Here is a 24,120-nt window from a genome sequence, read left to right on the forward strand (position 1 = left end):
GACCGGCAACAACGGCGGCATGTACTACCAGATGTGGACCAACGGCCAAGGCTCGGCCTGCATCACGCTGAACTCCAGCAACAGCTACTCCACCTCGTGGAGCGGCGTCGGTGACTTCGTCGCCGGCGTCGGCTGGAACCCCGGCAGCAACCAGACGGTCACCTTCAGCGGCAACCTCAACGCCTCCGGCGGCACCGCCCTGGTGTCGCTCTACGGCTGGTCGACCAACCCGCTGGTCGAGTACTACGTGATCGAGGACGACCAGGGCGGCGGCCCCTCGCTGGGCAGCTTCATGGGCACCACGACCAGCGACGGCGCCACCTACAACCTCTACGAGCACCAGCAGGTCAACCAGCCCTGCATCACCGGCAACAGCTGCACCTTCGAGCAGTACCTGGCGATCCGGCAGGGAAACACCACCAGCGGCACCATCACCACGCAGAACTTCTTCAACGCCTGGGCCAGCCACGGGATGAACCTCGGCTCGCTCAACTACCAGATCCTGGCGACCGAGGCCTGGGGCGGCGGCAGCGGCAACGACAGCATCACCGTGAGCCACAGCACCAGTGGCGGAGGCGGCGGTGGGGGCGGCGGAGGCGGAGGCGGCGGCAGTGGTGGCTGCACCGCGACGCTGTCGGCCGGCACGGTCGGGAACAACTGGTACAACCTCAACGTCTCGGTTTCGGGCTCCAACACCTGGACCGTGACGATGAACCTCGTCGCGCCCGCGGTGGTTTACAACACCTGGAATGTCAGCGCCACCTGGCCGAGCCAGTACGTGATGGTCGCCAAACCCAACGGCAGCGGCAACAACTTCGGTGTGACGATCGCAACGAATGGTCAATGGACCTGGCCAAGCGTGTCGTGTAGTACAAGTTAGCTCTCAGGACCCGCAGGTGATCACGTGGTGCGGCGGATGCTCCCCCATCCGCCGCACTGCGGCGTGCGCGCGCAGCGGCTCAGCGAGTCGGCGCGGGGGCGGTACTGTCGCGGACGACGAGTTCGGTAGCCAATTCGATGTGCAGGGCCTCGGCCTGGTGTCCGTCGAGCACGCGCATCAGTGCCGTGACGGCCATGCGCCCCATTTCCTGCAGTGGCTGACGGACCGTGGTCAGCTTGGGTGTCGTCGAGCGGCTGACGTCGATGTCGTCGAAGCCGACGACAGAGAGATCGCCGGGCACGTTCAACCGCCGATCCGCCGCGGCTTGCAGCACGCCCACGGCCACCTTGTCGTTGAAGCAGATGATGGCCGTCGGCCGCTGCGGCAGGTCGAGCAGCTCGCCGCCGAGTTTCTCGCCGGTGGGGGTCACCGGTTCGCCGGACCGGATCAGTTCGGGATCGATGAGCTCGCCCACCTGCGCGAGCGCGGAGGCGTGCCCGGCCATACGCGCCTCTCCGGCAGCGAGGGCGGGGGCGACCGAGATGACGCCGATGCGGCGGTGGCCCAGCGCGGTGAGGTGGGCGGTCGCGTCCCGTGCACCGGCGAAATTGGCGGCGGAGACGGCCAGCATGTCTTTGGGTACGCGCACGCGCGGATCGATCACGATGAACGGGGTGCCCGACGAGCGCAGCGACTCCAGTTCGGTCACGTCTTCGGGCGGGAGGATCAACACGGCTCCGGCGACGTCCCGCCGCGAGGGCAGCCGGCGCAGCACCGTGTCGTGGTAGCCGGCGCCGCCCGCGTCGAGCAGCATTTCGCGTCCGTGTAGCCGCAGCGTCTCAGCGATCGAGGACACGATCGGCCCGAAGTAGTCGGTCAGCTCATACGGGCAGCGCACGAAGACCATGCCTTGGGTGCGGGGCCGGGGCCTGGGTTGCGGAGCCTGGCCGCTCAGCTGCTCGACGGCTTCCTGCACCCGGCGACGGGTCGTCTCGGAGACATAGGCGTGCCCGTTGAGCGCGCGCGAGACGGTGGCGGCCGATACCCCGAGGTGCGCGGCGAGCGCGCGGACTGTGGCGCGGCCGTCGCCGACGCCTGTGCCAGGGCTAGCCATCTGCAACACCCGGGTTTGTCACAGTCAGAGCATAGGCGATGCGATGACGTGCGGGAATGCTCCCCGCGTTCGCCGTCGGCTTGACACCATCTAGGCAGACTGCTTTCCTTCCCGCAACGCCTGTTGCAGGCCACGTTTCACAGCTATCCGCCCTGTAGGGCCGCCTGTCGGCAATACAGCGCTGAGGATTGCGGCCAGCGTCGCAAGGCACTCGTTTCATACAACGTTTGTTTCAACATGCGACTGCCCACTCCTCCGAGGAGGATGCTTTGAAACGCTTGATACGGCGCCCGCGCGACCTGCGCCGGGTCGTCGCCATGGGCGCGGCGGCGACTGTGGTCGCCGCCGGGATCACGACGGTCACCATGCTCAGCGCGAGCGCGGCCGTCTCCACCAGCGCCTGGTACACCTTCGTGAACGCCAACAGCGGCAAGTGCGTCGACGCGGCCGCGGCGTCCACCGCGAACGGCACGGCGGTACAGCAGTACACGTGCAACGGCACCGGCGCGCAGCAGTGGCAGCTGCGGACGGCCGCCGACTCGGGCTACTACGTGATCGTCAACTCCAACGGCGCACAGCCGGCGATCGATGTGGACGGGCCCTCGACGTCGAGCGGCGCACTGATCCACCTGTGGTCGGATGGTGGCTGGAGCAGCCAGGAGTGGCAGCCGGTGCAGGAAAGCAACGGTGACTATCACTTCGTGAACCACTACAGCGGCCTATGCCTGGACACGCCGGGCGCCTCGACAGCCGACAGCGTTCAGCTGCAGCAGTACACCTGCAACGGCACGGGCGCCCAGTCCTTCGCGCTCAACGTGGTCGGCGGCTCTACCAGCTCACCGAGCCCCACCGGCAGCCCCAACCCGGGCAACCCGGACCTCGGCCCGAACGTGAAGATCTTCACGCCGTCGATGTCGTCCTCGTCGATCCAGTCGACCATCAACTCGATCTACAGCTCGCAGCAGAGCAACCAGTTCGGCACGAACCGGTACGCGATGCTGTTCATGCCGGGCAGCTACAACGTCGACGTCCCGGTCGGCTTCTACACGCAGGTCGCCGGCCTTGGCGCGTCGCCGGACGACGTGTCGCTGACCGGCGGCGGCATCCACGTGGACGCGGCCTGGTCCGGCGGCAACGCGACGCAGAACTTCTGGCGTGACGTGGAGAACCTCTCCGACACGCCGAGCTCAGGCACGCTGGAGTGGGCCGTCTCGCAGGCCGACCCGTTCCGCCGGGTCGACGTGCACGGCAACATGACGCTCGACGACTACACCTCGGGCAACAACAGCAGCAACTGGTCCTCCGGCGGCTACATCGGCGACTCCCGCATCTCCGGGCAGATCAACTCGGGCACGCAGCAGCAGTACCTGACGCAGGACACGTCGATGGGCAGCTGGGCGGGTTCGAACTGGAACATGGTTTTCGTCGGCGACAACGGCGCGCCGGGCCAGTCCTTCCCGACGTACACGACCGTCTCCTCCTCGCCGACGATGCGTGAGAAGCCGTACCTGTACGTCGACTCGTCAGGGCTCTACAACGTGATGGTGCCGTCGCTGCGCACCAACGCGGTCGGCCCCGACTGGACCGGCGGCTCGACGGCGGGCACCTCGATCCCGATCTCGCAGTTCTACGTCGTCAAGTCCGGCGACACTTCGACAACGATCAACAACGCCCTCGCCTCGGGCCTGAACCTGCTGTTCACCCCGGGCGTCTACCAGCTGTCCGCGCCGCTCAACATCACCCGCCCGGACACCGTCGTGCTCGGCCTCGGCCTGGCCACGCTGATGCCGCAGAACGGCGTCGCCGCGATCACCACGGCCGACGTGAACGGCATCGACATCGCCGGCCTATTGATCAGCGCGGGCACCACGAACAGCCAGACGCTGGTGCAGATCGGCCCGGCGGGCTCCTCGGCCAGCCACGCGAGCGACCCGATCGAGCTGCAGGACGTGTTCTTCCGGGTCGGCGGCGACGTGGCCGGCCGGGCGACCCAGTCGCTCGTGGTCAACAGCGCCAACACCATCGGCGACGACAACTGGATCTGGCGGGCCGACCACGGCAACGGCGGCACGGTGGGCTGGACGACGAACCCGGCGGCCAACGGCCTGGTCGTCAACGGCGCGAACGTGACCATGTACGGTCTCGCGGTCGAGCACTACCAGCAGTATCAGACCCTGTGGAACGGCAACGGCGGCCGGACGTACTTCTACCAGTCGGAGATGCCGTACGACGTGCCGAACAACGGCAGCTGGACGCCCGGCGGAGAGAACGGCTATCCGTCGTACAAGGTCTCGAACTCGGTCACCTCGCACCAGGCGTGGGGGCTCGGCGTGTACTGCTACTTCAGCACCAACTCGAGCGTGGTGGCCGACCGCGCCATCGAGGTGCCGAGCAGCGGCTCGTCGTTCCACGACATGGTGACCGTCTCGCTCGGCGGTACCGGAACGATCAGTCACGTCATCAACAACTCGGGCGGCTCCGTGAACTCGGGCAACACGGTGACGTTCCTGACCTCCGGACCGTAACGCTGGACCGTAACGCCGGCGATGACCGAGTAACGCACTAACGAGCCCGCGCCCCACTCCGCGAATGGCAGGGTGGGGCGCAGCTTGCTGACGGCGGCCCGCCTATGCTGGCGCCTACCGCGGTAATCAGCCGCGCTTGAGGGCCCGAGCGCTTGAGCGCATAAGGGCGTCAAGAGGGAGGCTGAAGCGATCATGGCGACGGACCGGCCCGTGTGGGCACCCGGCGATGTGGCGATCGACCAGCCGAGCGTAGCCAGGATCTGGGACTGGTTCCTCGGCGGTTCGCACAACTTCGCCATCGATCGCGAGGTGGCGCGCAAGACCCTGGAGCTGATGCCCGAAGGTCCGCAGATGGCAAGGCTCAGCCGCGCCTTCCTGCGCCGCGCGGTCGAGCACTGCGTCCGGGCCGGGATCACCCAGTTCATCGATCTGGGGTCCGGCATTCCGACGGTCGGCAACGTGCACGAGGTGGCGCGGCAGGCGACGTCGGGCGCGCGGGTCGCGTATGTGGACATCGATCCGGTCGCGGTGGCGCACACCCGGCAGATCCTTGCCGGCGACAAGCAGACCACGGCGGTTCAGGCCGATCTTCGGGACCCGGCGCGGGTGCTCGCCTCGCCGGAGCTGCGCGGGCTGCTCGATTTCGACCAGCCGATCGCGCTGCTGATGGTGATGGTGCTGCACTTCGTGTCCGATTCGGACGACCCGCGCGGGATTCTCGCCGCCTATCGCGACGCGCTCGCCCCGGGCAGCGCGCTGGTCATCGCGCACGGGAGCCGCGAGACGGAAGGCATGCCGACCAGCCACTTGCAGACGGCACGGAAGATGTACGAACGCGAAGTCGGCTCGGTAAGCCTGCGCACTCGTGACGAGGTGCAGGCCCTCTTCGAGGGCTTCGAGCTGGTGGAGCCCGGCGTGGTGTGGGTTCCTGAGTGGCATCCAGAGCCGGGCCAGGCGTCTGCGGACGCCGCCGTTGCGGATGCGACCAGTCCGCGCGCCGGGTATGCGGGCATGGGGATCAAGCGTTCGTAGGGAATGCGGGCGCTGAAGGATCAGAGGGACCGAGGATCGACTGCGGACTGGGACTGCTCGGCGTTCGCGTCTGGTGTGTGAGGCGGTGCGTCATCCGAGGAGTCGGAACTCGACGAGGGCGCCGTGGAAATGGCGACGCCGCCACCCACGATCAGCGCGTATCTCGCGGCGGCCACGATGTTGGCCAGGCGATCGGCGACTGTCTGCCGGAAGTCCGCGGCCGTGTCGCCGGACTCGAACCTGACCTGGGTGCCCGTGGTCACCAGACGACCGGCCGGACGCGGGTCGAGCGCATCCATGCCGGGCACGAGACTGTCTAGGTTGTCGCGCAGCACGGCGCATTCTCGCAAGAGTTCCTCGACCTCGCCCGGCTCGACGTACAGGTCACCGTCCGCGAGCTTCGGGAGGAGTTCGGCGCCGAGCGCACGTGCCTGTCGCGAGCCCCAGACCGTGTCACGCCACGAGTCGTAGCCGGCCTCGCCGTCCGCGGCAGTCGGCGGGTCGAACAGGTCCCGCTCGCCGTCTTCGCGGTCGATGAACACTTGCACCGCCAGGTTCATCGCTGAAGTAGACCACGCGCCGGAAGCGACGCGCCCGGATTCGGCCAGTGCATGCCACGGTTTCGCCGGAGCGACGCCTCAGGGCGTCGCGGCCGGGGCCGGCTGACAGCAGTTCACGCCGGCTCTACATTTCACGCCGGCTCCACGTCCGGGTGCCGGTAGCCGCAGTAGTCGAGGACGAGTTCGCAGAACATGGCCTCAGCCCAGGAGAACCAGCCGCGGGTCCACGATGTCGGCCGGTCGACATGAAAGGACTCGTGGATGCGCGTCGTACCGGCGTGAGTGGCCAGCAGCGTGTCGATCACGGCGCGCTTGTCGGCGGGATCGCTGCTGGTGAGGCCCGCTGCCGCGATGGCGATCGGCCAGGCGTGGCGGCGCGGCGTGTGCGGACTACCGACGCCTGAGGCCGCCGAGCCGCGGTAGAAGAACGGATTGCGCTCGCTCAGGACGAAGGTGCGCGTCGCGCGGTAAACCGGGTCGTCGGCGCGGCAATAGCCGATCAGCGGGAGGGCGAGCAGGCTGGGGATGTTCGCGTCATCCATCTCCAGGACGCCGCCACGGCCGTCGACCTCGTAGGCCCAGCGCGGCCCGGTGTCGGGGTCGTCGATCACCGCGTGGGCACGGATCCCGGCGTCGATCTCGGCTCGTAGCCGCTTGGCGCGGGCGATCAGGTGCGGGTCAGGGGCGAGCGCGAGCGCGGGTGCCTCGGCGATTTCGCTGATCCGGCCGAGGACCACGGACGCGAACAGATTGCCGGGCACGTTGTAGCCGTAGCGCGACGCGTCGTCGCTCGGGCGAAATCCGCTCCACGTCATTCCGGTGACGGCGACTTCAGGTCCCCGGCCGCCGCGCGCCAGAGTGCTGCGACGTAGGACGGGCCTGCGGCGGAAGCGATAGCGCGACTTGTTTTCATGATCCTGCTCGGTTTCCCAGAGTTCGAGGGTCCGGCCGACCGCCTGCCAGAATCGCGCGTCGAAGATGTCCGCACGGCCGTAACGCCGCCAGACGCGGTAGGCCAGCAGCAACGGATAGCAGAGCGAGTCGACCTCGTACTTGCGCTCCCATACCCACGCGCTGCGTCGGACCTCGGCGACGTCCTTACGGTGCCCGGCTCCGTTTGGCTCGGGGTTGAACGCGTTGGCGTAAGGGTCGAGCAGGACGTATTCCAGCTGCCGCCGGAGTACCGCGATGGCGAAGTCCTCGGCTTGAGGGCCCGCGCCGATGCGCAGGAGCGGCATGAGTTGCGCGGCTGAGTCCCGCAGCCACATCGCCGGAATGTCGCCGGTGATCAGGAACACGGTGCCGTCGGCGAGCCGGCGCGCCGTGCGGCTCTGGAGCTCGGCGAAGAAGCGCAGCACGATCTGCGTCGCCTGCTCGTCGGCGATGAGAGTACTGATGCGCTGCTCGACGGCCGCGAGGTCGAAGGCCGGATCGGTCAAAGCGGACCTCTGCCTTTCGAGCTCGGAGGGGCGGGGGTGGGGTCGGGGCAGGCCGGGGCGGGACGCGGCGCGGCACGGCGCGGACAGCTCTAGTGCGCACGTCGCGAGGCTATGCCCAGCAGGTGTGCGAGTGCGTCAAGCGCGGCGGGATAGGCGCGCTCAGTCGGCGTACCGTAGCCGACGATCAAGCCTTGCATGCGCGGGCCGTCGCCGCCGTGCCAATGCTCGCCGAGGCTGCCGACCGCGATGCCGCGCGACGCGGCCCGGGCCAGCAGCTCCGCTTCGTCCGGACCCGAGCCCGGCAGACTGATCAGGGCGTGCAGGCCTGCCGCGATTCCGTGCAGAGCGAAGCCGTGCGCCGGGTTCGCGGGTCGCGAGTCGAGGCGCTGCACCAGCAGGTCTCTGCGATGGCGGTATCGCAGGCGCACGCCGCGCACGTGCCGGTCGTAGGCGTGGCCGGTGATCAGGTCGGCGAGCGCCAGCTGGCCCAGCGCTTCGGTTCCGTGGTCGGCGTGCACCTTGGCGTCGGCGAACGGCTCGACGAGGCGGCGCGGGAGCACGACCCAGGAAAGTCGCAATCCCGGCGCGAGGGTTTTCGAGGCCGTGCCGACATACACGACGTGATCTGGCGCGGTTCCCTGCAGGGCGCCTACCGGTTGGCGGTCGTAGCGGAACTCACCGTCGTAGTCGTCCTCGATGATGAGGCCGCCGCCGGCGCGCGCCCACTCGATCAGCGTTCTGCGCCGCGCGGGGTGGAGGGTAGCGCCGACCGGGTACTGGTGCGCGGGCGTGACGATGACCGCGCCTACGTCTGGCAACGCACGCTGGACGAGCAGTTCGGTGCGCGCTCCCCGCTCATCGACCGGCAAGGCGGCGATGTTCAGCCCGCTTCGACGGACCACCTCGCGGTACATGGGCGGACCGCCGGGATCCTCCATCGCTACCGTCGCCACACCGCTGCGATGAAGCACGCCAGCGAATAGCGAGAGCGCCTGTACATAGCCGGACGTGATAACGATTTGCGCCGGGTCGGCGAGCACACCGCGGGCTCGGCCCAGGTATTCGGCGAGCGCGGTACGCAATTCGATCCGGCCACGGGTGTCGCCGTACCCGTATACATCCGCAGGTGCTGCGTTAAGCGCGCGGCGCACTGACCGAAGCCAGGCAGTCGTGGGAAAGGTCGACACGTCAGGGCTGCCAGGACGCAGGTCGTGCAGGGGGATCGGGCGCGTGACCGCGGCGTCGGCGACCTCTGGCGGGCGCTGCGCGAGGTCGGCTACCTCGGTGCCCGAGCCTTGGCGGGCGACGAAGTAGCCCTCGGCGACGAGTTGGTCGTACGCGGCGCTGACGGTTCCCCGGGCGAGGCCGAGTTCGGCGGCGAGCGCTCGTGTTGAGGGCAGACGCGCGCCCGGCGAGAGGCGGCCGGAGCGGACGGCGTCACGCAGGGCGTGCTCAAGCCCGGAGCGTCGGCCGGACGCCGGATCGACGTCGACATGGAGATCGACCCCGAAAGTGGACCAGAAATCGGACACAATATTGGACCTTAGCACCGGTCCACTGTGGCCATACGGTAGAGCCATGACTACAGAGACCACAGCTCAGAGCACTCAGTCCGCCGAGCGCGTCGTTCCGCCGGTCCGGCTGGCGGTGGACGAACTCGTCCCGCACATCAACAAGGCCATGTACGCGCTGGACGCGGCGGCCCGGAAGATCTCCCTGGAAGCGCCGCTGCTGGAACTGGTGCGCGCACGGGCCTCGCAGCTCAACGGCTGCGCCTACTGCGTGGACATGCACACCAGCGACGCGCGCAAGGGCGGCGAGAGCGAGCAGCGGCTGTACGCGCTGCCGGTGTGGCGGGAAACGCCATTCTTCACCGCACGCGAGCGGGCCGCGCTGGAGCTGACCGAGGCGGCCACCCGACTGACCGACGGCGAGGTCAGCGACGAGGTGTTCAACCGCGCCGCGGCGCAGTTCAGCGAGGTCGAACTCGCCGAGCTGATCTGGGCCATCGCCGTGATCAACACCTGGAACCGGCTGGGCGCCACCGCGCGGCCGTGGCCGCTCGGCTGACGGCTAACCGGAGGAGCCCGTCGCGTTCCCGCTGCCGGTACCGCTGCTGGTTCCTCCGCCGCTCCCCGTTCCGGAGTTCGAGGCGGCGGAGGAGGCAGACGGCGCGGGGCTGGTCGTGTCCGGCGGCGACGTGGTCACCGTGGAAGTCTGCGGCGACGGGCTCGCCGGCGGCGGAGCCGCCGAGGACGAGGAGGCACTGGTCGGCGGCGGAGCGGGAGACTTCGGCAGGGGGAAGGCTCCCGGAGCGTAGATGTCCGTCACATAGACCTGCGCGCCGCAGTTCGCGGTCAGCGTCACCACGGCCGTCGGCGTCGTGCCGGTGACCGCGTAGCCCAGGTAGTACATGGAGCTCAGGGACGCGGACGGGCTCGGCGACGGGGTCACCGCCGGCTGCGGGCAGGCCACCGAGGCCCAGGCGAACTGGAACTGGTAGGCCTGCCCGGCCTTGAGCACCATCGCGGTGCCCCAGGTCGGTACGTTCGGCAGCAGTGGCGCCTGCGCCACGTCCTCCTTGACGATGTTCACGGAGGAATCGGCCGTGCCCGCCTCGTTGGCGACCGTGAGCACTGGCGGCCCGACGACCACGCACGGGCTCTGCGCGATCGCGTCCACGTGCCCGTATTCGATGCCGTGCACCAGGGGTCCGAGGGTGGTCGCCGTCTTGAGCAGCGCCGCGGTGCACAGCGGCACCTTCGCGGCCGCGGCGGCGGAGGGCGTGGCCACTACCGGGCCCACCGGGCCGATGGCCAGCCCGGTTTTGCCGCCGGTGCCGGTGGGCCAGACCGCGTGCCCGCCGTTGGCGGCCGTCGCGGCCTGCGAGGAACCGTCGCCGCCGCTCGAACCGCCGGAACCGGAGCCGCCGCCGAGGCCGACCGCCCCGGTGAGCGTCGGCACGATGTCGAAACGGTCGCCGGTGGCCATGGTTACCGCCATGGCGAGCATGAGCACGCCCGCGCTGCCCGCGAGCACCATGCGGTTGCGCTGGCGGGTGCGCGCCTTGCGCCGAATCCGGGCCAGGCCCCCGGGCGGAGGGCCGGACGCGCCGACGGCGGCCACTCGGGTCCGCAACGCCTGCGCCAGATCGAGTTCGGCCGCGGAAAGCAGGCCCTCGCTGAGCGCCGCCTGCTGGACCGGGCTCTCGCCGAAGCGGTCGCCGCGGCCACCCACCGCGCCACCGGTGCCGGCCGGACCGTGCCAGGCCGCGCCGCGCTCGTGCTGCTCCTGATGCTCCCCCGCACCGCCCTCATCCGCGACGGGACCGGTCATAGCTTGCTCGTCCGGGCCAAGCAGCTCGGAAGTGTGCTCCGAAGTCGCGTGGCCCTGCGCTCCGTACCGCCGCGCCGCCGGGCCCTGGGGTCTTTCGGCCCCCGAATGGTTCGCAGGCCCCCCGGCCGGGCGGCGCGATGGCCCACCTTGCGGCGGGACGACGCCGTCCTTGCTCATCGATGCTCCTCCATGCGGGCGCGCAGCGCCTCGATGCCGCGCGAGCCGTAAGCCTTCACTGAACCGATCGACACGCCGAGCGCCGCGGCTACCTGAGCCTCCGTCATGTCCGCGTAGTAACGCAGCACCAGCACCTCACGCTGCCTGCGTTGCAGACCGCGCAGCGCCTGGATCAGCGCGTCACGCTCCAGGACGTCGTAGGCGCCCTCCTCCGCGCTGGCCGCGTCGGGCATCGGCTTGGGCAGCAGCCGCAGGCCGATCAGTCGCCGCCGCAGCGTCGAGCGCGAGAGGTTCACCACGGTCTGCCGCAGATAGGCCAGCAGCTTCTCCGGCTCCCTGACCCGGCTGCGGGCCGCGTGGACCCTGATGAACGCCTCTTGGACGACGTCCTCGCAGGAGCCGAGGTCGTCGAGGAGCAGGGCGGCCAGCCGCAGCAGTGACGCGTAGTGGGTCTGATAGGTGTCCGTCAGCAGATCGGCCGTCACATCGACGTCAGTCGCCACCGCGCCCCCCACGACGGCGGGCGGCGATTCGGGCGGATCGATCGACACGGGCACGTCCGGCGTGTTCGTGGCTTCCGGCATGCCGACCAGAGCGGACAACGGACCGGCGTTCGCGCGCCGGCCCGCTATGTCCAAGCTCGGGTCGATCATGGTGGCAGTCACAGCAGTTAGACATTCGAACCCCCTCCAGCGTTGTACCCCATCCGAGTGGAACTGTGGACGGAGTACGGGGGGTTTTCACGAAGGGCAGGATCCCATCCGAACGGGCCGCACGGGGAGGTTCCGCCGGAAAAACCCCCGCGCGGGTGATGTCGTCCGACGTCAGTCAGCGCGCGTCGTCCCCGCTCAGGCGCGGGCGAACTCTTTCGCGACCAGCTCCGCGATCTGCGCCGTGTTCAGCGCGGCGCCCTTGCGCAGGTTGTCGCCGCACACGAAAAGCTCGATCTCGCGCGGGTCGTCCAGGCTGGAGCGGATCCGGCCGACCCAGGTCGGGTCGGTGCCCACCACGTCGTTGGGCGTCGGGAACTCGCCGTTCGCCGGGTCGTCGCACAGCACTATCCCCGGCGCGTCACGCAGCGCCTCGCGGGCCTGCTCCACGGTGATCTCGCGCTCGAAGGCGGCGTGCACGGCCAGCGAGTGCGTGGTGATCACCGGGACGCGCACGCAGGTCGCCGAGACCTTGAGGTTGGGCAGCCCGAGGATCTTGCGCGACTCGTTGCGGACCTTCAGCTCCTCCGAGGACCAGCCGCCGTCCTTGAGCGAACCGGCCCACGGCACCACGTTCAGCGCCAGCGGGGCGGGGAACGGGCCGAGGTCGCCGACCGCGCGGCGCAGGTCGCCGGGCTGCGAGCCGAGGGTCGAGGAGCCGCCGACCTTGGCCAGCTGCTCGCGCAGCGTGTCGATGCCGGACTGCCCGGCGCCCGAGGCGGCCTGGTAGGAGGCCACGATCAGCGAGGTCAGGCCGAACTCGGCGTGCAGCGCGCCCATCGCGACGATCATGGAGAGCGTGGTGCAGTTCGGGTTCGAGATGATGCCCTTGGGCCGGTTGCGCACCTGGCCGGGGTTCACCTCGGGCACCACCAGCGGGACCTCGGGGTCCATCCGGAACGCGCCGGAGTTGTCGACCACGACGACGCCCTTGGCCGCCGCGATCGGGCCCCACTCGGCCGAGACCTCGTCGGGCACGTCGAACATGGCGACGTCGACCCCGTCGAAGGCCTCTTCGCTCAGCGCCACGACCTCCACCTGCTCGCCGCGCACGGTCAGCCGCTTGCCGGCCGAGCGGGCCGAGGCGATCAGCCGGATCTCGCCCCACACGTTCTCGCGGGTGGAGAGCAGGTCGAGCATCACCGTGCCGACAGCGCCGGTGGCGCCGACCACCGCGAGGGTGGGCAGGTTGGCGGCGTAGGGGTTGCGGCCGAAGCCGTTCGCGCTGCTCATCGTCCGGTCCCTCCGTAGACCACGGCCTCGCCGTCGGCGTCGAGGTCGAAGGCGGTGTGAATGGCCTGCACGGCAGGCTTTACGTTGTCCGCGCGGCAGACCACGGAGATGCGGATCTCGCTGGTGGAGATCATCTCCGCGTTGACCCCGGCCTGGGAGAGCGCCTCGAAGAACACCGCGGTAACCCCGGGGTGGCTCTTCATGCCGGCGCCGATCAGCGAGACCTTGGCGATCTGGTCGTCGTAGGCCAGCGAGTCGAAGCCGATCAGCGGCTTGACCTTGGACAGCGCCGCGACCGCCTTGGCTCCGTCGTTCTTGGGCAGCGTGAAGGAGATGTCGGTCAGACCGGTCGCCGCGGCGGAGACGTTCTGCACCACCATGTCGATGTTGATCTCCGCGTCGGCCACCGCGCGGAAGATCCGGGCGGCCTCGCCCGGCTTGTCCGGGACCCCCACCACGGTGACCTTCGCCTCGCTGGTGTCGTGCGCGACGCCGGCGATGATCGCCTGCTCCATCTCGGCCCCTTCCAGGCTGTTGCGGATCCAGGTGCCCTCCAGCGCGGAGAAGGAGGAACGCACGTGGATGGGTACGTCGAACCGGCGGGCGTACTCGACGCAGCGCAGGTGCAGGATCTTCGCACCGCTCGCGGCCAGTTCGAGCATCTCCTCGTACCGCACGTTGTGCTGCTTACGCGCGGTGGGCACGAGCCGCGGGTCGGCGGTATACACGCCGTCCACGTCCGTGTAGATCTCGCACACCTCGGCGTCCAGGGCGGCGGCGAGCGCCACCGCGGTGGTATCCGAGCCGCCGCGGCCGAGGGTGGTGATGTCCTTGGTGTCCTGCGAGACGCCCTGGAAGCCGGCCACGATCGCGATCGCGCCCTCGTCCAGCGCGGTGCGGATGCGGCCCGGGGTCACGTCGATGATCCGCGCCTTGTTGTGCACCCGGTCGGTGATCACGCCGGCCTGGCTGCCGGTGAACGAGCGGGCCTCGTAGCCGAGGGTGCCGATGGCCATGGCCAGCAGCGCCATCGAGATCCGCTCGCCGGCGGTCAGCAGCATGTCCAGCTCGCGGCCCTCGGGCAGCGGGGAGACCTGCTGGGCCAGGTCGATCAGCTCGTCGGTGGTGTCTCCCATCGCGGAGACCACCACGACCACCTCGTTGCCGGCCCGTTTGGTGTCGACGATGCGCTTGGCGACCCGTTTGATGCAGTCGGCGTCGGCGACGGAGGAACCGCCGTACTTCTGCACGACCAGGCCCACGTTAGCGCTCCTGACTTGGGATCGGCTTGGTTGAAGGGCGTGACCAGCACGTAGTCATGGTCGCCGCCCAGTTTAGCGAGCAGGCGGCCGCCACCTAGGGCTTTTCACATCCCGAGACGGCGTCTCAAATCCTGTGGTGCACGAGCGCCGGGGCCGTCGTTTTTCGCGTTACGGCCGGCCGCGGCGCGATCGGTCTCGGCTGCGCTCAGCCGTTACTCCTGAAGACGCGAACGGGCCACGATCGACTGCAGCGCGCGCACCGCGGCCGAGGCGGCAGGTCCCCAGTCGGTCAGGTACGAGAACTGCCACCACCACAGCGCCTCCAGGGTGCGCCCGGCCCGGTAGTGCGCGAGGCCGTGGGCGAGGTCGGAGACCGCGGTGGCGATGTCGTCGGAGATCCGGCGCCGCTCCAGCTCGGGCTGCGCGGCCAGCGGGTCGAACACCTCGCGGTAGCTGTCGCAGGGTTCGAGCAGCGCGGCCAGCTTCTCGCGCAGCTCGTCGAGGTCCGGGTCCGGGCCCGGGTCCTCCTCGAAGCGCTCCTCGGGCACCACGTCGTGCACGGCGCCGAGCCGGCCGCCGGCCAGCAGCAGCTGGGAGACCTCGAGCAGCAACATCGGCACCGCGGAGTCGGTCGCGTCGCCGCGGGCCACGGCGCGCACCACCACGAGGAAGGATTCGATCTGGTCGGAGATCTGGTCGGCGAACTCGCCGAGCTCGGCGGCGCTGTCCAGCACGGCCGGGTGCTGATCGGGCAGCTCCTCCGCGGCGGTACCCGCGGCGCCGGAGCGCGTAGTGTCAGACATCGAGTGATCTTCTCCCTTCGAAGGCCCGGCCGAGGGTGACCTCGTCGGCGTATTCCAGGTCCCCGCCGACCGGCAGCCCCGAGGCGAGACGGGTGATGCGCAGCGCGCCGTCCACGGCGAGCGGCTTTACCAGGCGGGCGAGATAAGTCGCGGTGGCCTCGCCCTCCAGATTGGGGTCGGTGGCCAGGATCAGCTCGGTCACGCTGCCGTCGGCGAGCCGCGCCATCAGCTCTCTGATGCGCAGGTCGTCCGGGCCGACGCCGTCGATCGGCGAGATCGCCCCGCCGAGCACGTGGTAGCGGCCGCGGAACTCGCGGGTGCGCTCGATCGCGACCACGTCTTTGGGTTCCTCGACGACGCACAGCACGCTCGGGTCGCGGCGCGGGTCGAGGCAGATCCGGCAGCGCTCGGCCGAGGCGACGTTGCCGCAGACCTCGCAGAAGCGCACCGTCTCCTTGACCCGGATCAGGACCTCGGCCAGTCGTTTGACGTCCACCGGATCGGCTTGGAGCACGTGGAACGCGATGCGTTGGGCGCTCTTCGGGCCGATGTTGGGCAGCCGGCCGAGTTCGTCGATCAGGTCCTGGACGACGCCTTCGTACACGTTGAGCACCGCCCTCCGCGCCTCGTGTCGGGCCGGGCGGCCGCGCGTCCGTTCACCGTGTTCGTGTTACTCATTCCCGCTGCGCTCAAAACCCGAGTCCCGGCATGCCGCCGCCCATCCCGCCCAGCGCGCCGAGCGGTCCGAGCTTGTCCTTCTGCAGCTTCTCGGCCTCCTCGTTGGCGGCCTGCACCGCGGCGATGACCAGGTCGGCCAGCGTCTCGGTGTCCTGCGGGTCGGCCGCCTCGGGAGCGATCTTCAGATCGACCAGCTCGCCGAGCCCGGTGACGGTGGCGGTGACTAGGCCGCCGCCGGCCGTGCCGGTCACCTTCCGCTCGCCGAGCGCGCGCTGCGCCTCCTCCATCTGCTGCTGCATCTGCTGCGCCTGCTGGAGGAGCGATCCCATGTCGAACCCGTCCGGAAACACCTTGGGCTCCTTGTCGGCTTGAAGCTGTCGAGTGACGCGACGGCCTGTCTTCGGTAACGGAACGAGCCTATGCGGTTCGGGCGCCGGACGGGGGCCACGCGCTGTCCGATTGACGAACAGATGACGCAATTCCGGTCCGCGCGCGGCGCTTGTCGCGCAGGTGGTGTAGGCGACCGGCGCCGAGCGGCCTTAGTCCGCGTCGGATTTCTCTTCCAGCACCGTCGCGCCGAGTTCGCGGACCAGCAGGTCTCGGGCGGTCGGGCCGGCGTCGTCCACGTCCTCGTCGTCGGGGTCGGGTTCGTCCTCCTCCGGAGGCGTGGCAGCTTGCGCGAAGGGAGGGGGTGCGGCGGGTTGCGCGAACGGGGGCGGCGCGGAAGAACTCGCCGGCGCCTGGTCGGGCCCGCCTCCGGCGCCCTGGCTCGACGGCGAAGCCGGCGGCGGGCCCGCGGCGGCCGCGGGAGCCGCAACCGGCGCCGGCGCCGAAGACGGGAACGCCACGCTCGGCGTGGGGCCCGGCGCGTTCGTTCCGGCCGAGGGGTCGACCAGTGCGTCGATCTTCCACTCGGTCCCGGTGATCTCGCGCAAGGCTTCCCGCAGGGTTTCCTCGCGGTTCGAGCCGTGGAAGTTGTCGCGCAGGCCGGGATTGCTGAAGCCGAGCTGGAGCAGCCTGCCCTCGACGCCGACCACGTGCACGCTTTGCAGCATCACCCAGGCGACCTTGCTGCGCCGCGCCACCGCTTCCAGCACCTGCGGCCACAGCTGCCGAACCGAGGCCGCCTCGTTCATCCCGCCGCCGGACGTCCCTGACTGCGGTGCGGCCGCCGCGCGGGTCTGCCCCGGCACCGCATTCTGCGTCATCGTTCCCGGGGTCGTCGCCCCCTGCGACGGTAATCCGTGCGTCGCTCCTTGAGATGCCGCTCCCGGCGCTGCTCCCTCGCCTACACCGCCAGCTCCCCCGGCCGTGCCCGCGCCCGAGCCTGCACCGGCGCCGCTCTTCCGCCACGGCGGAGTGAACGCGCCGTCCACCGAATTCGCGGACTGCTGCCCCGGCCCCGCGGGTACTTGCCCTGCCGCCACAATCCCCGGCTCGCCCACACCAGCGGCCACTGCCCCCGGCGCCCCGTGGGATGTGGCCACCGCACCCATCGCCGGCTCCGCCATCCGCGGCCGCTCCGCAGGCATACTGTCCGGCCGCATCCCGACAGCCGAAACGTCACTGACCGCGCTCACCACACCGCTGCGCTCAAGCCGGTCGAGCCGCGCCGCGACGCCCCGGACCGGGTCGTCCGCGCTGGGCAGCAGGACTCGGGCACAGATCAGTTCCAGCAGCAACCGTGGCGCCGTCGCCCCGCGCATCTCCAACAGCCCGGCGTTGACCAGGTCGGCCGCCCGGGACAGCTCGCTGGGCCCAAAGGCGGCGGCCTGCTCCCGCATCCGGGCCAGCTGATCCCCCGGTGCCGTGATCAGGCCCTTCTCCGCGGCGTCCGGGACAGCGGCGAGGATCACGAGATCTCGCAGCCGTTCCAGCAGGTCCGCTAGGAAGCGCCGCGGATCGTGCCCGCCCTCGACCACGTGGTCCACGGCCTGGAACGCGGCGGCGCCATCGCGCGCGGCGAACGCCGAGACCGCCTCGTCCAGCAGCGTCGCGTCGGTGTAGCCGAGCAGCCCGACCGCCATCTGGTAGGTGACGCCGTCCTGCCCGGCCCCCGCGAGCAGCTGGTCGAGTACCGACATCGAGTCACGCACCGAACCGGCGCCGGCCCGCACCACCAGCGGCAGCACGTCCGGGTCCACCCGCACCGACTCGCGCTCGCAGACCTGCGCCAGGTAGTCGCGCAGAACGCCCGGCGGTACGAGCCGGAAGGGGTAGTGGTGCGTACGCGAGCGGATGGTCCCGATGACCTTCTCCGGCTCGGTGGTGGCGAAGATGAACTTCAGGTGCGGCGGCGGCTCCTCGACGACCTTGAGCAGGGCGTTGAAGCCGGCCTGGGAGACCATGTGGGCCTCGTCCAGGATGTAGATCTTGTAGCGGGCGGAGACCGGCGCGAAGAACGCCCGCTCGCGCAGGTCGCGGGCGTCGTCCACGCCGCCGTGCGAGGCCGCGTCGATCTCGATGACGTCGATCGACCCCGGCCCGCCGCGGGCCAGGTCGGTGCACGACTTACAGGTTCCGCACGGCGTCGGCGTGGGCCCCTGCTCACAGTTCAGGCAGCGGGCCAGGATCCGCGCGCTGGTGGTCTTCCCACACCCGCGCGGCCCGCTGAAGAGATAGGCGTGATTCACTCGCTGATTGCTCAGCGCCCGCTGGAGCGGCTGAGTCACGTGCTCTTGCCCGATGACCTCTTCGAAGGTCTCGGGGCGATATCGACGGTATAGCGCGAGTGACACGCCTCTGAGCGTAGTCGTTCCCACCCACACGAACGGCCTCCTCGCGCCGACCTGTGGATAAACCACAGAGATCGCGACCGGCACGGGCGAGGGCAGCGAAAGACCCCTCGCGCACCCGCCAGAGCCTGCCTACCCTTGCTGCCTTCCGGCCCTGGGGGGGTTCAGCGGGGTGACGCCACACGAGGGGTCCGCCAAAAGGATAGCCCATCGCGGGCAGCTCCCGAGCCGGCCCACGAGGGCGCAATGGTGTGGCGAAGCACCCGCGTTCGTCCGGTAAGCTTGCCCGCGGAGGATTCGCCTAGTGGCCTAGGGCGCACGCTTGGAAAGCGTGTTGGGGGCAACCCCTCACGAGTTCAAATCTCGTATCCTCCGCTGAACGAAGGAACCCCTGACCGGGCAAGCCGTGGTCAGGGGTTCCTTTGCGTTTCGGCGCCGGCGGCGTGCAGGTCGGCGGGGCGCGCGTCACGTCTCACGCGGTCTTCCACGGTCTCACGCAGTCTCGGGCGCCTCTGCGACCTCGAGGACGACGTGGTCGTGCTGCTTGGGCAGGTAGCGCTCGTGGCGGTCGCACAGCTGATGCTTCAGCTGCGACAGGTCACTGCGTAGCTCGGCCAGCCAGCCGCTCTGCTGGACCAGCCGGCGGTGCATGTCGCCGCGCTCGGTGGCGTCCGCGACCGTGAAGCCGCGAAGTTCGGTGATGTCGAGGCGGCGGTTGAAGTCGGAGACCTTGTCGCGCCATTCCCGCAGCCGGTCGACCAGATCGGCGTCGTTGAGGAAGGACACCCGCGTGTTGGCGAATGCGTCCTCGACCGCTGAGATGCGCAGCCGCGGGTAGACGTAGGGGCGTCCGGCATTGGCTCCGTCGACCGCGAACGCCTTGTCGAGCAGGATCGCCTCGTTTGCCTTCAGCTCCGCGGCGATCGAGCTGATGGTCTGCTGGCGTGCCTCGCTCTGGCGGGCCAGGCGCTCGGCGAAGATGCCGATGATCGCGGCCGAGTACGCGAAGATCTCGGCGGCCGGCTGGTACCTGTTGGTCGAGTTGGAGACCACCGCCCCGGCCACGCTGATACCGAACGCGACCAGGAGCGCGACGATCGAGAAAATCGTGACGAAGCGGTAGAAGAGCGTGCTCATCGCCGCGGCCAGAGCGCATCGACCACCGAGCTGACGTGGTCGCCCTCGGCCCGCTTCAGCAGGATCAGGTCCATGCCGAAGGGCGCGCTGGACGGGTGGTTGAAGTCCTGCTGCTCGGCGGTCACCTGGACCAGGTTGCTGGCCCGGATGAGCTCGTCGAGCTTGCTGCGCAGGTGCTTGCGGGTTATGTGCAGCCGAATCGTGTCGTTCGCGGGGAAGGTGAACAGGTGCCGGTTCGCGAGGCTGAACTTGATGTTCGCGCCGGTCTCGTTGCGGTAGATCACCTTGATCAGGATGGCGCGGCCGTTGTCGACGCTCGCCTCGAAGTGCACGCTGTCCATGTCGAACGGGATGTCCGTGTAGCTGACCAGCGCACTGGTCGCGAACGTGCGGAAGGCGGCGCTGCGGTGGTACTCGGCCGCCGCGGCCTCGACCTCGCGGTCGCCGAGGGTCCGGGTGGTGGCCAGTTCGAGCACGAACCGGTCCTGGGGCCGCAGCAGCTGCGCGAGCAGACCGAGCTGGGTCTGGTAGTCGCGGAAGTTGGACAGCGTGTTGCCGAGCAGCGAGTAAAGGATCGGCTCGGCTCCGGCGAGATTGCCGAGCAGCGACTTGAGCGCGAAGAGGTTGGCCGGGTCGCCGAAGTCGAGCTGTATCGGCAGCACCAGATCATGCGAGATCGATCGGGTACGGCGCGGCTCATGTATGCACATCCTGAGCATCTCGGCGCTCATGTCGACCGGGATGTACGAGAGCGCGCCGGCGCTGCTTTGCAGGGAGCTGAGGATCACGTTGTCCTTGTGCCCGTCGCCGGGCCCGAGGCTGACGTAGTGCATCGCCGTGCCGGTGACCTTGTCCTGGATGCGTTCCCAGCGCGGCAGGAAGGACTCGATGCTGTTACGCATCACCGGATACATGGGGTCAGAGCAGGCCTGGATCCACGCGACGGTGGGCTCGATCCCCCAGTAGGCGAAGCCGGAGTCGAAGAACTTGCCGTCCCCGGTGACCGACTTAGGGGCCGTCAGATCGCCTGCGAGCTGAGCCAGCATGGCTACCTGGTCCTCGCCCATCAGGCTCAGGTTCCAGAAGAACTCGGAGGGCTCCCTCAGCACCGCGACGAGTCGCGACATCAGGTCATGGGTGGACGCGGACACAGCCATAACCTCGAACCTAGCACTATGCGTCCTGGTAAGGCGGCTGATATAGAGCGGCGACCTCAGCGCACCCGACCGCTGTCGCGGCGCGGCTCGCCGGGAGTCGCCTGGGGACCTCTTTCGTGTGGTTCGCGGTACGCCGGAAGCGGCGTCGGCGAACGGTTGTCCTACTGTCAGACCGCAGCTCCGATACGTCGGGCGGCGCAACAGGCGGGCGACACGGGGTGACACGTTGCGGAACTGAGAGCGCCGTCGACAGGGAGGAGAAGGCCACAAAACGGTAGGCTGTTTGGGTGATCTTCAAGCGGATTGGGGACGGACGCCCGTATCCCGACCACGGACGCTCGTCGCGCGGTTGGGCGGAGGTCGCGCCACGCCAGGTTCGGCTGGATCAGCTGGTCACGACCAGGCGCCAGCTGGACCTCGACGCCCTGCTGTCCGAGGACTCGACCTTCTACGGGGATCTGTTCGCGCACGTGGTGAAGTGGCGCGGCGAGCTGTTCCTGGAGGACGGGCTGCACCGTGCGGTGCGGGCGGCTCTGCAGCAGCGCACTGTACTCCATGCGCGCGTACTCGACCTTGATTGAAGATTACCGTCGGTAGCTGCCCGGGTACCGTCAGGGCATGGATCTGACGCCCTCTCAAGCCAGCTCGTCCGAGGAAGAGCCGACAGGCGCCCAGCGGCACCAAGCGCCGGGCGTCAGCGCTGTGCCGGATACCGCTGCGGCCCTCGCTCCTAGCTCTCCTGCCCCTTCGGCATCAGCCTCCGCCGGCACCGGAATTGGCACAGGCGCGGTAGGCCGCGGTACCGCCACGCGAACGGGTAAGGAGATCGGCGGCAAGAAGTTCCGCGTCGGTACGGGGGACGAGTACGTGCCGTTCCGCAGCCGTACGAAGCGTCGGCGCCGCATGATCGTAACGGCTGCCCTCGCTGCGGTACTGCTCGCCGCGGGCGGGTACGGCGTCGTGTCCTTGTTCAGCTCCCCCTCGCAGGCTCCGGCGGCGAGCGCGTGCGCGAACAAGGCGAACGCTGCCGCCGCCGCGCGCAAGGTCGAGCCGAAGCTGCCAGCGGCGGGGCAGGTCAAGCTGAACGTCTACAACGCGACCGACCGCCAAGGTCTGGCCGCAGCCACTGCCGCGACACTCAAGCAGCGCGGGTTCGCGATCGGAAAGGTCACCAACGACCCGTTGAAGGCCAACCTGACCGTCTCCGCACAGATCCGCGGTGCAACGGCGAGCACGCCCGCGATGCGTGTCGTCGCGGCTGAGGTCGCCGGGTCTCAGCTCAAGCCGGATACGCGGACCGATGGGACTGTCGATCTCGTCCTCGGCAGCGGATTCACCGCGCTGGCCAGTCCTGACCAAGTGTCAGCCGCGCTCAAAGCGGCGACTGCGGCTCCGGTGAAGGCGAGCAGTTCCTGCGCGAGCTGAGCACGAATTCGCGCCCTACGTGGATGTCAAGTAGGCGAATCGCTGCGAATACTTGGGCCGTGGTGATTGAGAGGTGGCGCGATTGCGGCGGCTTTCGCAGAGGTTGCGCCGCCGGGAAATCCGGCTCAAGCTGAATCTAGGCGAACGTGAGCTGAACGCCCGGGGCGGGCCGAGGAGGGGGCGAGGGGCATGGCGGAAGAGTCCGGCACGGCCGAGAAAACTCAAGCCGAACTGATCGAAGCGCGCATGAAGCTCGCCTACGACGCGGCCGTGAACGAATTGACCAGGGAAGACACGACTCTCGGAAATCTGCGGAACCGGTCCAGCGGCGTGCTCACCATCGCCGCGCTGATCACCTCGTTCGCGGCGGGGATCGGCTTCATCCAGATCGATCCGACGAAGGGCACCACCTTCCCGAACTGGGCGGCGATCGCGCTGCTGGTGATCCTGGCCGTGATCGTGGCCCTGAACGTGGTGATCATGTGGCCGATCGACTTCGCCTTCGGCCCGAACGCCGGCGCCTTCCTGCTCGATTGCGAGAATCCCGCCGACGGCCCGATCGACCGGCAGATGGTCAAGCGGCTGATCGAGTGCGCGGGCGAGAACTCGCGGAAGATCAACAGCAGGGTGAAGCTTTTCCAGGTCGCGGTATTCCTTCTCGGCGCCGAGGTCGCCATCATCCTCGCCGCCAGTCTTTCAACCTAGGCAGGTGCACATGGCCGAAGCATCAGAAGGCCGCGACATCTACGTCAATCATGGAAAGAATCTGCGGGCCGACCAAGACGATCCGTACGTCATCCACGGAAAGAATCTGATCGCGGAAGTCAACGTGACCGCGCATTCCCATCTCGTGCGCTTCTTCGAGCTCGAAGGCCTTTCGGTTTCGAGCGAGGACGTCGTGCACACGGATACGGTCCGCGTGCACATCTCCGGACAGCCCGAAACCGTGGACGACTCCGTGAGCAGGTTCCTGGACCAGAACCCCGAGGTCTCACTACGCATCTTCGAAGCGGCCGGCGAGGGCGAAGGTGCTGACGGGGGCGGCGACGAGGGTGCGGACGGGCGGCATGACGCGGGCGGCGACGAAGGCGACAACGGTCACTCGTCCTGAAGCAGAAGGGCGGGAACCGGAGTTACCGGTTCCCGCCCTTGTCAGCGGTGACGGAGGGATTTGAACCCTCGGTGGCTTGCACCACAAACGCTTTCGAGGCGTTCTCCTTAGGCCGCTCGGACACGTCACCGGGGAGAAGCTTACCGGACCGACCGTGCAGACGCGAAAAAATAGTCAAGCAGCGCGGCGGCCTCGTCGGGCAGGACGCCGGGGACGACTTCGGGGCGGTGGTTGAGCCGCTGGTCGCGCGGGATGTCCCAGAGGGAGCCGACCGCGCCGGCCTTGGGGTCGAAGGCGCCGAAGACGATGCGGTCCACGCGGGCGAGGACCGCGGCGCCGGCGCACATCGCGCAGGGTTCGAGGGTGACGACGAGGGTGCAGCCGTCGAGTCGCCATGTGCCGCGTGCTCGGGCCGCGCCCTGGAGAGCCACGATCTCAGCGTGGCCGACCGGGTCGGCGTGCGCCTCGCGGATGTTGCGGCCGCGGGCGAGGATGCGGCCGGTCTCGTCGATGACTACGGCTCCGATGGGCACGTCGCCGGTGTGCGGGGCCTGTTCGGCCTCGGCGAGGGCTTCGCGCATCCAGGCGGCGTAGCGGGCGCGCAGCCAGGGCGGGAGGGGTGGCGGAGAAACGGCGGCGGCTGGCGAGGACGGGGGAGGCGAATCGGGCGAGGACGGGGCGGGGGGATAGGGGACGGCAGCAGGCGAGGCGGGCGCGGGTGAGCCGAGGGGACTGGGCGCGGGTGAGTTGGAGGGACTGGGCGCGGGTGAGTTGGGGGGACTGGGCGCGGGTGAGTTGGGGGGACT

Annotated in this window: 22 protein-coding genes, 2 tRNA genes, 1 other RNA gene and 1 pseudogene; 9 read left to right on the forward strand and 17 right to left on the reverse strand. The window is 69.3% G+C overall.

Going from position 1 to position 24,120, the window contains the following annotated elements:
* Positions 1-880, forward strand: an 880-nt coding sequence (locus VFA06_RS21440; protein WP_324842457.1) for a glycoside hydrolase family 11 protein, incomplete at its 5' end; no start/stop codon positions are given.
* A gap of 79 nt (positions 881-959) precedes the next feature.
* Here VFA06_RS21440 and VFA06_RS21445 read toward each other — a convergent pair.
* On the reverse strand, positions 960-1,994 hold the full coding sequence (locus VFA06_RS21445; protein WP_324842458.1) for a LacI family DNA-binding transcriptional regulator: 1,035 nt from the start codon (positions 1,992-1,994) through the stop codon (positions 960-962).
* Between the two features lie 317 nt (positions 1,995-2,311).
* Between VFA06_RS21445 and VFA06_RS21450 the strand changes: the two genes are divergently transcribed.
* The gene (locus VFA06_RS21450) at positions 2,312-4,519 is read left to right on the forward strand and encodes an RICIN domain-containing protein (protein WP_414639943.1); all 2,208 of its coding nucleotides are present in this window, start codon (positions 2,312-2,314) and stop codon (positions 4,517-4,519) included.
* 192 nt (positions 4,520-4,711) lie between these two features.
* Positions 4,712-5,551, forward strand: coding sequence for an SAM-dependent methyltransferase (locus VFA06_RS21455; protein ID WP_324842460.1), 840 nt, complete (start codon positions 4,712-4,714; stop codon positions 5,549-5,551).
* Positions 5,552-5,571: 20 nt separating this feature from the next.
* Here VFA06_RS21455 and VFA06_RS21460 read toward each other — a convergent pair whose 3' ends face one another.
* The 3 genes from VFA06_RS21460 to VFA06_RS21470 form a co-directional block, all read right to left on the reverse strand.
* Positions 5,572-6,111, reverse strand: a complete 540-nt coding sequence (locus VFA06_RS21460; RefSeq protein WP_324842461.1) for a hypothetical protein — start codon at positions 6,109-6,111, stop codon at positions 5,572-5,574.
* Positions 6,112-6,242: 131 nt separating this feature from the next.
* The gene (locus VFA06_RS21465) at positions 6,243-7,550 is read right to left on the reverse strand and encodes a glycoside hydrolase family 125 protein (protein ID WP_324842462.1); all 1,308 of its coding nucleotides are present in this window, start codon (positions 7,548-7,550) and stop codon (positions 6,243-6,245) included.
* Between the two features lie 89 nt (positions 7,551-7,639).
* Positions 7,640-9,082 carry a PLP-dependent aminotransferase family protein gene (locus tag VFA06_RS21470; protein ID WP_324842463.1) on the reverse strand — a complete coding sequence of 481 codons (1,443 nt, stop codon included), beginning with the start codon at positions 9,080-9,082 and terminating at the stop codon, positions 7,640-7,642.
* A 46-nt stretch (positions 9,083-9,128) separates the two neighbouring features.
* On the opposite strand from VFA06_RS21470, the gene VFA06_RS21475 reads away from it, so the two are divergent.
* A complete protein-coding gene (locus tag VFA06_RS21475; protein WP_324842464.1) occupies positions 9,129-9,620 on the forward strand; it encodes a carboxymuconolactone decarboxylase family protein in 492 nt (163 codons plus the stop codon).
* Between the two features lie 3 nt (positions 9,621-9,623).
* On the opposite strand, the gene VFA06_RS21480 is transcribed toward VFA06_RS21475, so the two are convergent.
* The 9 genes and pseudogenes from VFA06_RS21480 to ffs all read right to left on the reverse strand — a co-directional run bounded on the left by VFA06_RS21480 (position 9,624) and on the right by ffs (position 18,679).
* A complete protein-coding gene (locus VFA06_RS21480; protein WP_324842465.1) occupies positions 9,624-10,886 on the reverse strand; it encodes a hypothetical protein in 1,263 nt (420 codons plus the stop codon).
* A gap of 173 nt (positions 10,887-11,059) precedes the next feature.
* Entirely contained in the window at positions 11,060-11,716 is a 657-nt protein-coding gene (locus VFA06_RS21485; RefSeq protein ID WP_324842466.1) for a SigE family RNA polymerase sigma factor, read from the reverse strand.
* Between the two features lie 195 nt (positions 11,717-11,911).
* A complete protein-coding gene (locus VFA06_RS21490; protein WP_324842467.1) occupies positions 11,912-13,006 on the reverse strand; it encodes an aspartate-semialdehyde dehydrogenase in 1,095 nt (364 codons plus the stop codon).
* A complete protein-coding gene (locus tag VFA06_RS21495; RefSeq protein WP_324842468.1) occupies positions 13,003-14,268 on the reverse strand; it encodes an aspartate kinase in 1,266 nt (421 codons plus the stop codon). Before VFA06_RS21495 ends, VFA06_RS21490 begins: the two co-directional genes overlap by 4 nt.
* Before the next feature lie 215 nt (positions 14,269-14,483).
* Positions 14,484-15,071 (reverse strand): annotated as a pseudogene (locus tag VFA06_RS21500) (DUF5063 domain-containing protein); the annotation flags it as partial.
* On the reverse strand, positions 15,064-15,675 hold the full coding sequence (gene recR / locus VFA06_RS21505) for a recombination mediator RecR (RefSeq protein ID WP_324842479.1): 612 nt from the start codon (positions 15,673-15,675) through the stop codon (positions 15,064-15,066). The gene recR and the pseudogene VFA06_RS21500, both read right to left, overlap by 8 nt.
* Before the next feature lie 85 nt (positions 15,676-15,760).
* Entirely contained in the window at positions 15,761-16,078 is a 318-nt protein-coding gene (locus tag VFA06_RS21510; protein WP_324842470.1) for a YbaB/EbfC family nucleoid-associated protein, read from the reverse strand.
* A 210-nt stretch (positions 16,079-16,288) separates the two neighbouring features.
* On the reverse strand, positions 16,289-18,487 hold the full coding sequence (locus VFA06_RS21515; protein WP_324842471.1) for a DNA polymerase III subunit gamma and tau: 2,199 nt from the start codon (positions 18,485-18,487) through the stop codon (positions 16,289-16,291).
* Positions 18,488-18,582: 95 nt separating this feature from the next.
* An RNA gene (gene ffs, locus VFA06_RS21520) (signal recognition particle sRNA small type) lies at positions 18,583-18,679 on the reverse strand.
* Positions 18,680-18,774: 95 nt separating this feature from the next.
* On the opposite strand from ffs, the gene VFA06_RS21525 reads away from it, so the two are divergent.
* Positions 18,775-18,859: transfer RNA gene (locus VFA06_RS21525), tRNA-Ser, on the forward strand.
* 117 nt (positions 18,860-18,976) lie between these two features.
* On the opposite strand, the gene VFA06_RS21530 is transcribed toward VFA06_RS21525, so the two are convergent.
* Positions 18,977-19,621, reverse strand: a complete 645-nt coding sequence (locus tag VFA06_RS21530) for a hypothetical protein (RefSeq protein ID WP_324842472.1) — start codon at positions 19,619-19,621, stop codon at positions 18,977-18,979.
* A complete protein-coding gene (locus VFA06_RS21535; RefSeq protein WP_324842473.1) occupies positions 19,618-20,778 on the reverse strand; it encodes an L-histidine N(alpha)-methyltransferase in 1,161 nt (386 codons plus the stop codon). The genes VFA06_RS21530 and VFA06_RS21535 overlap by 4 nt, the downstream gene beginning before the upstream one ends.
* Before the next feature lie 287 nt (positions 20,779-21,065).
* On the opposite strand from VFA06_RS21535, the gene VFA06_RS21540 reads away from it, so the two are divergent.
* From VFA06_RS21540 to VFA06_RS21555, 4 genes are all read left to right on the forward strand, one after another.
* Positions 21,066-21,359, forward strand: a complete 294-nt coding sequence (locus VFA06_RS21540; protein WP_324842474.1) for a type II toxin-antitoxin system VapB family antitoxin — start codon at positions 21,066-21,068, stop codon at positions 21,357-21,359.
* A 322-nt stretch (positions 21,360-21,681) separates the two neighbouring features.
* A complete protein-coding gene (locus VFA06_RS21545) occupies positions 21,682-22,203 on the forward strand; it encodes a LytR C-terminal domain-containing protein (RefSeq protein ID WP_324842475.1) in 522 nt (173 codons plus the stop codon).
* 189 nt (positions 22,204-22,392) lie between these two features.
* Positions 22,393-22,908: a hypothetical protein gene (locus VFA06_RS21550; protein ID WP_324842476.1), complete on the forward strand. Its 516-nt coding sequence runs from the start codon at positions 22,393-22,395 to the stop codon at positions 22,906-22,908.
* A gap of 10 nt (positions 22,909-22,918) precedes the next feature.
* Positions 22,919-23,314, forward strand: coding sequence for a hypothetical protein (locus tag VFA06_RS21555; protein ID WP_324842477.1), 396 nt, complete (start codon positions 22,919-22,921; stop codon positions 23,312-23,314).
* A gap of 45 nt (positions 23,315-23,359) precedes the next feature.
* On the opposite strand, the gene VFA06_RS21560 is transcribed toward VFA06_RS21555, so the two are convergent.
* Both VFA06_RS21560 and VFA06_RS21565 read right to left on the reverse strand, forming a co-directional pair.
* Positions 23,360-23,444 (reverse strand) — tRNA-Ser (locus tag VFA06_RS21560).
* 10 nt (positions 23,445-23,454) lie between these two features.
* The gene (locus tag VFA06_RS21565) at positions 23,455-23,895 is read right to left on the reverse strand and encodes a nucleoside deaminase (RefSeq protein ID WP_324842478.1); all 441 of its coding nucleotides are present in this window, start codon (positions 23,893-23,895) and stop codon (positions 23,455-23,457) included.
* Between the last annotated feature and the right edge of the window lie 225 nt (positions 23,896-24,120).

Origin of the sequence: Actinocrinis sp., assembly GCF_035653575.1 — a bacterium.
GTDB lineage: Bacteria > Actinomycetota > Actinomycetes > Streptomycetales > Catenulisporaceae > Actinocrinis.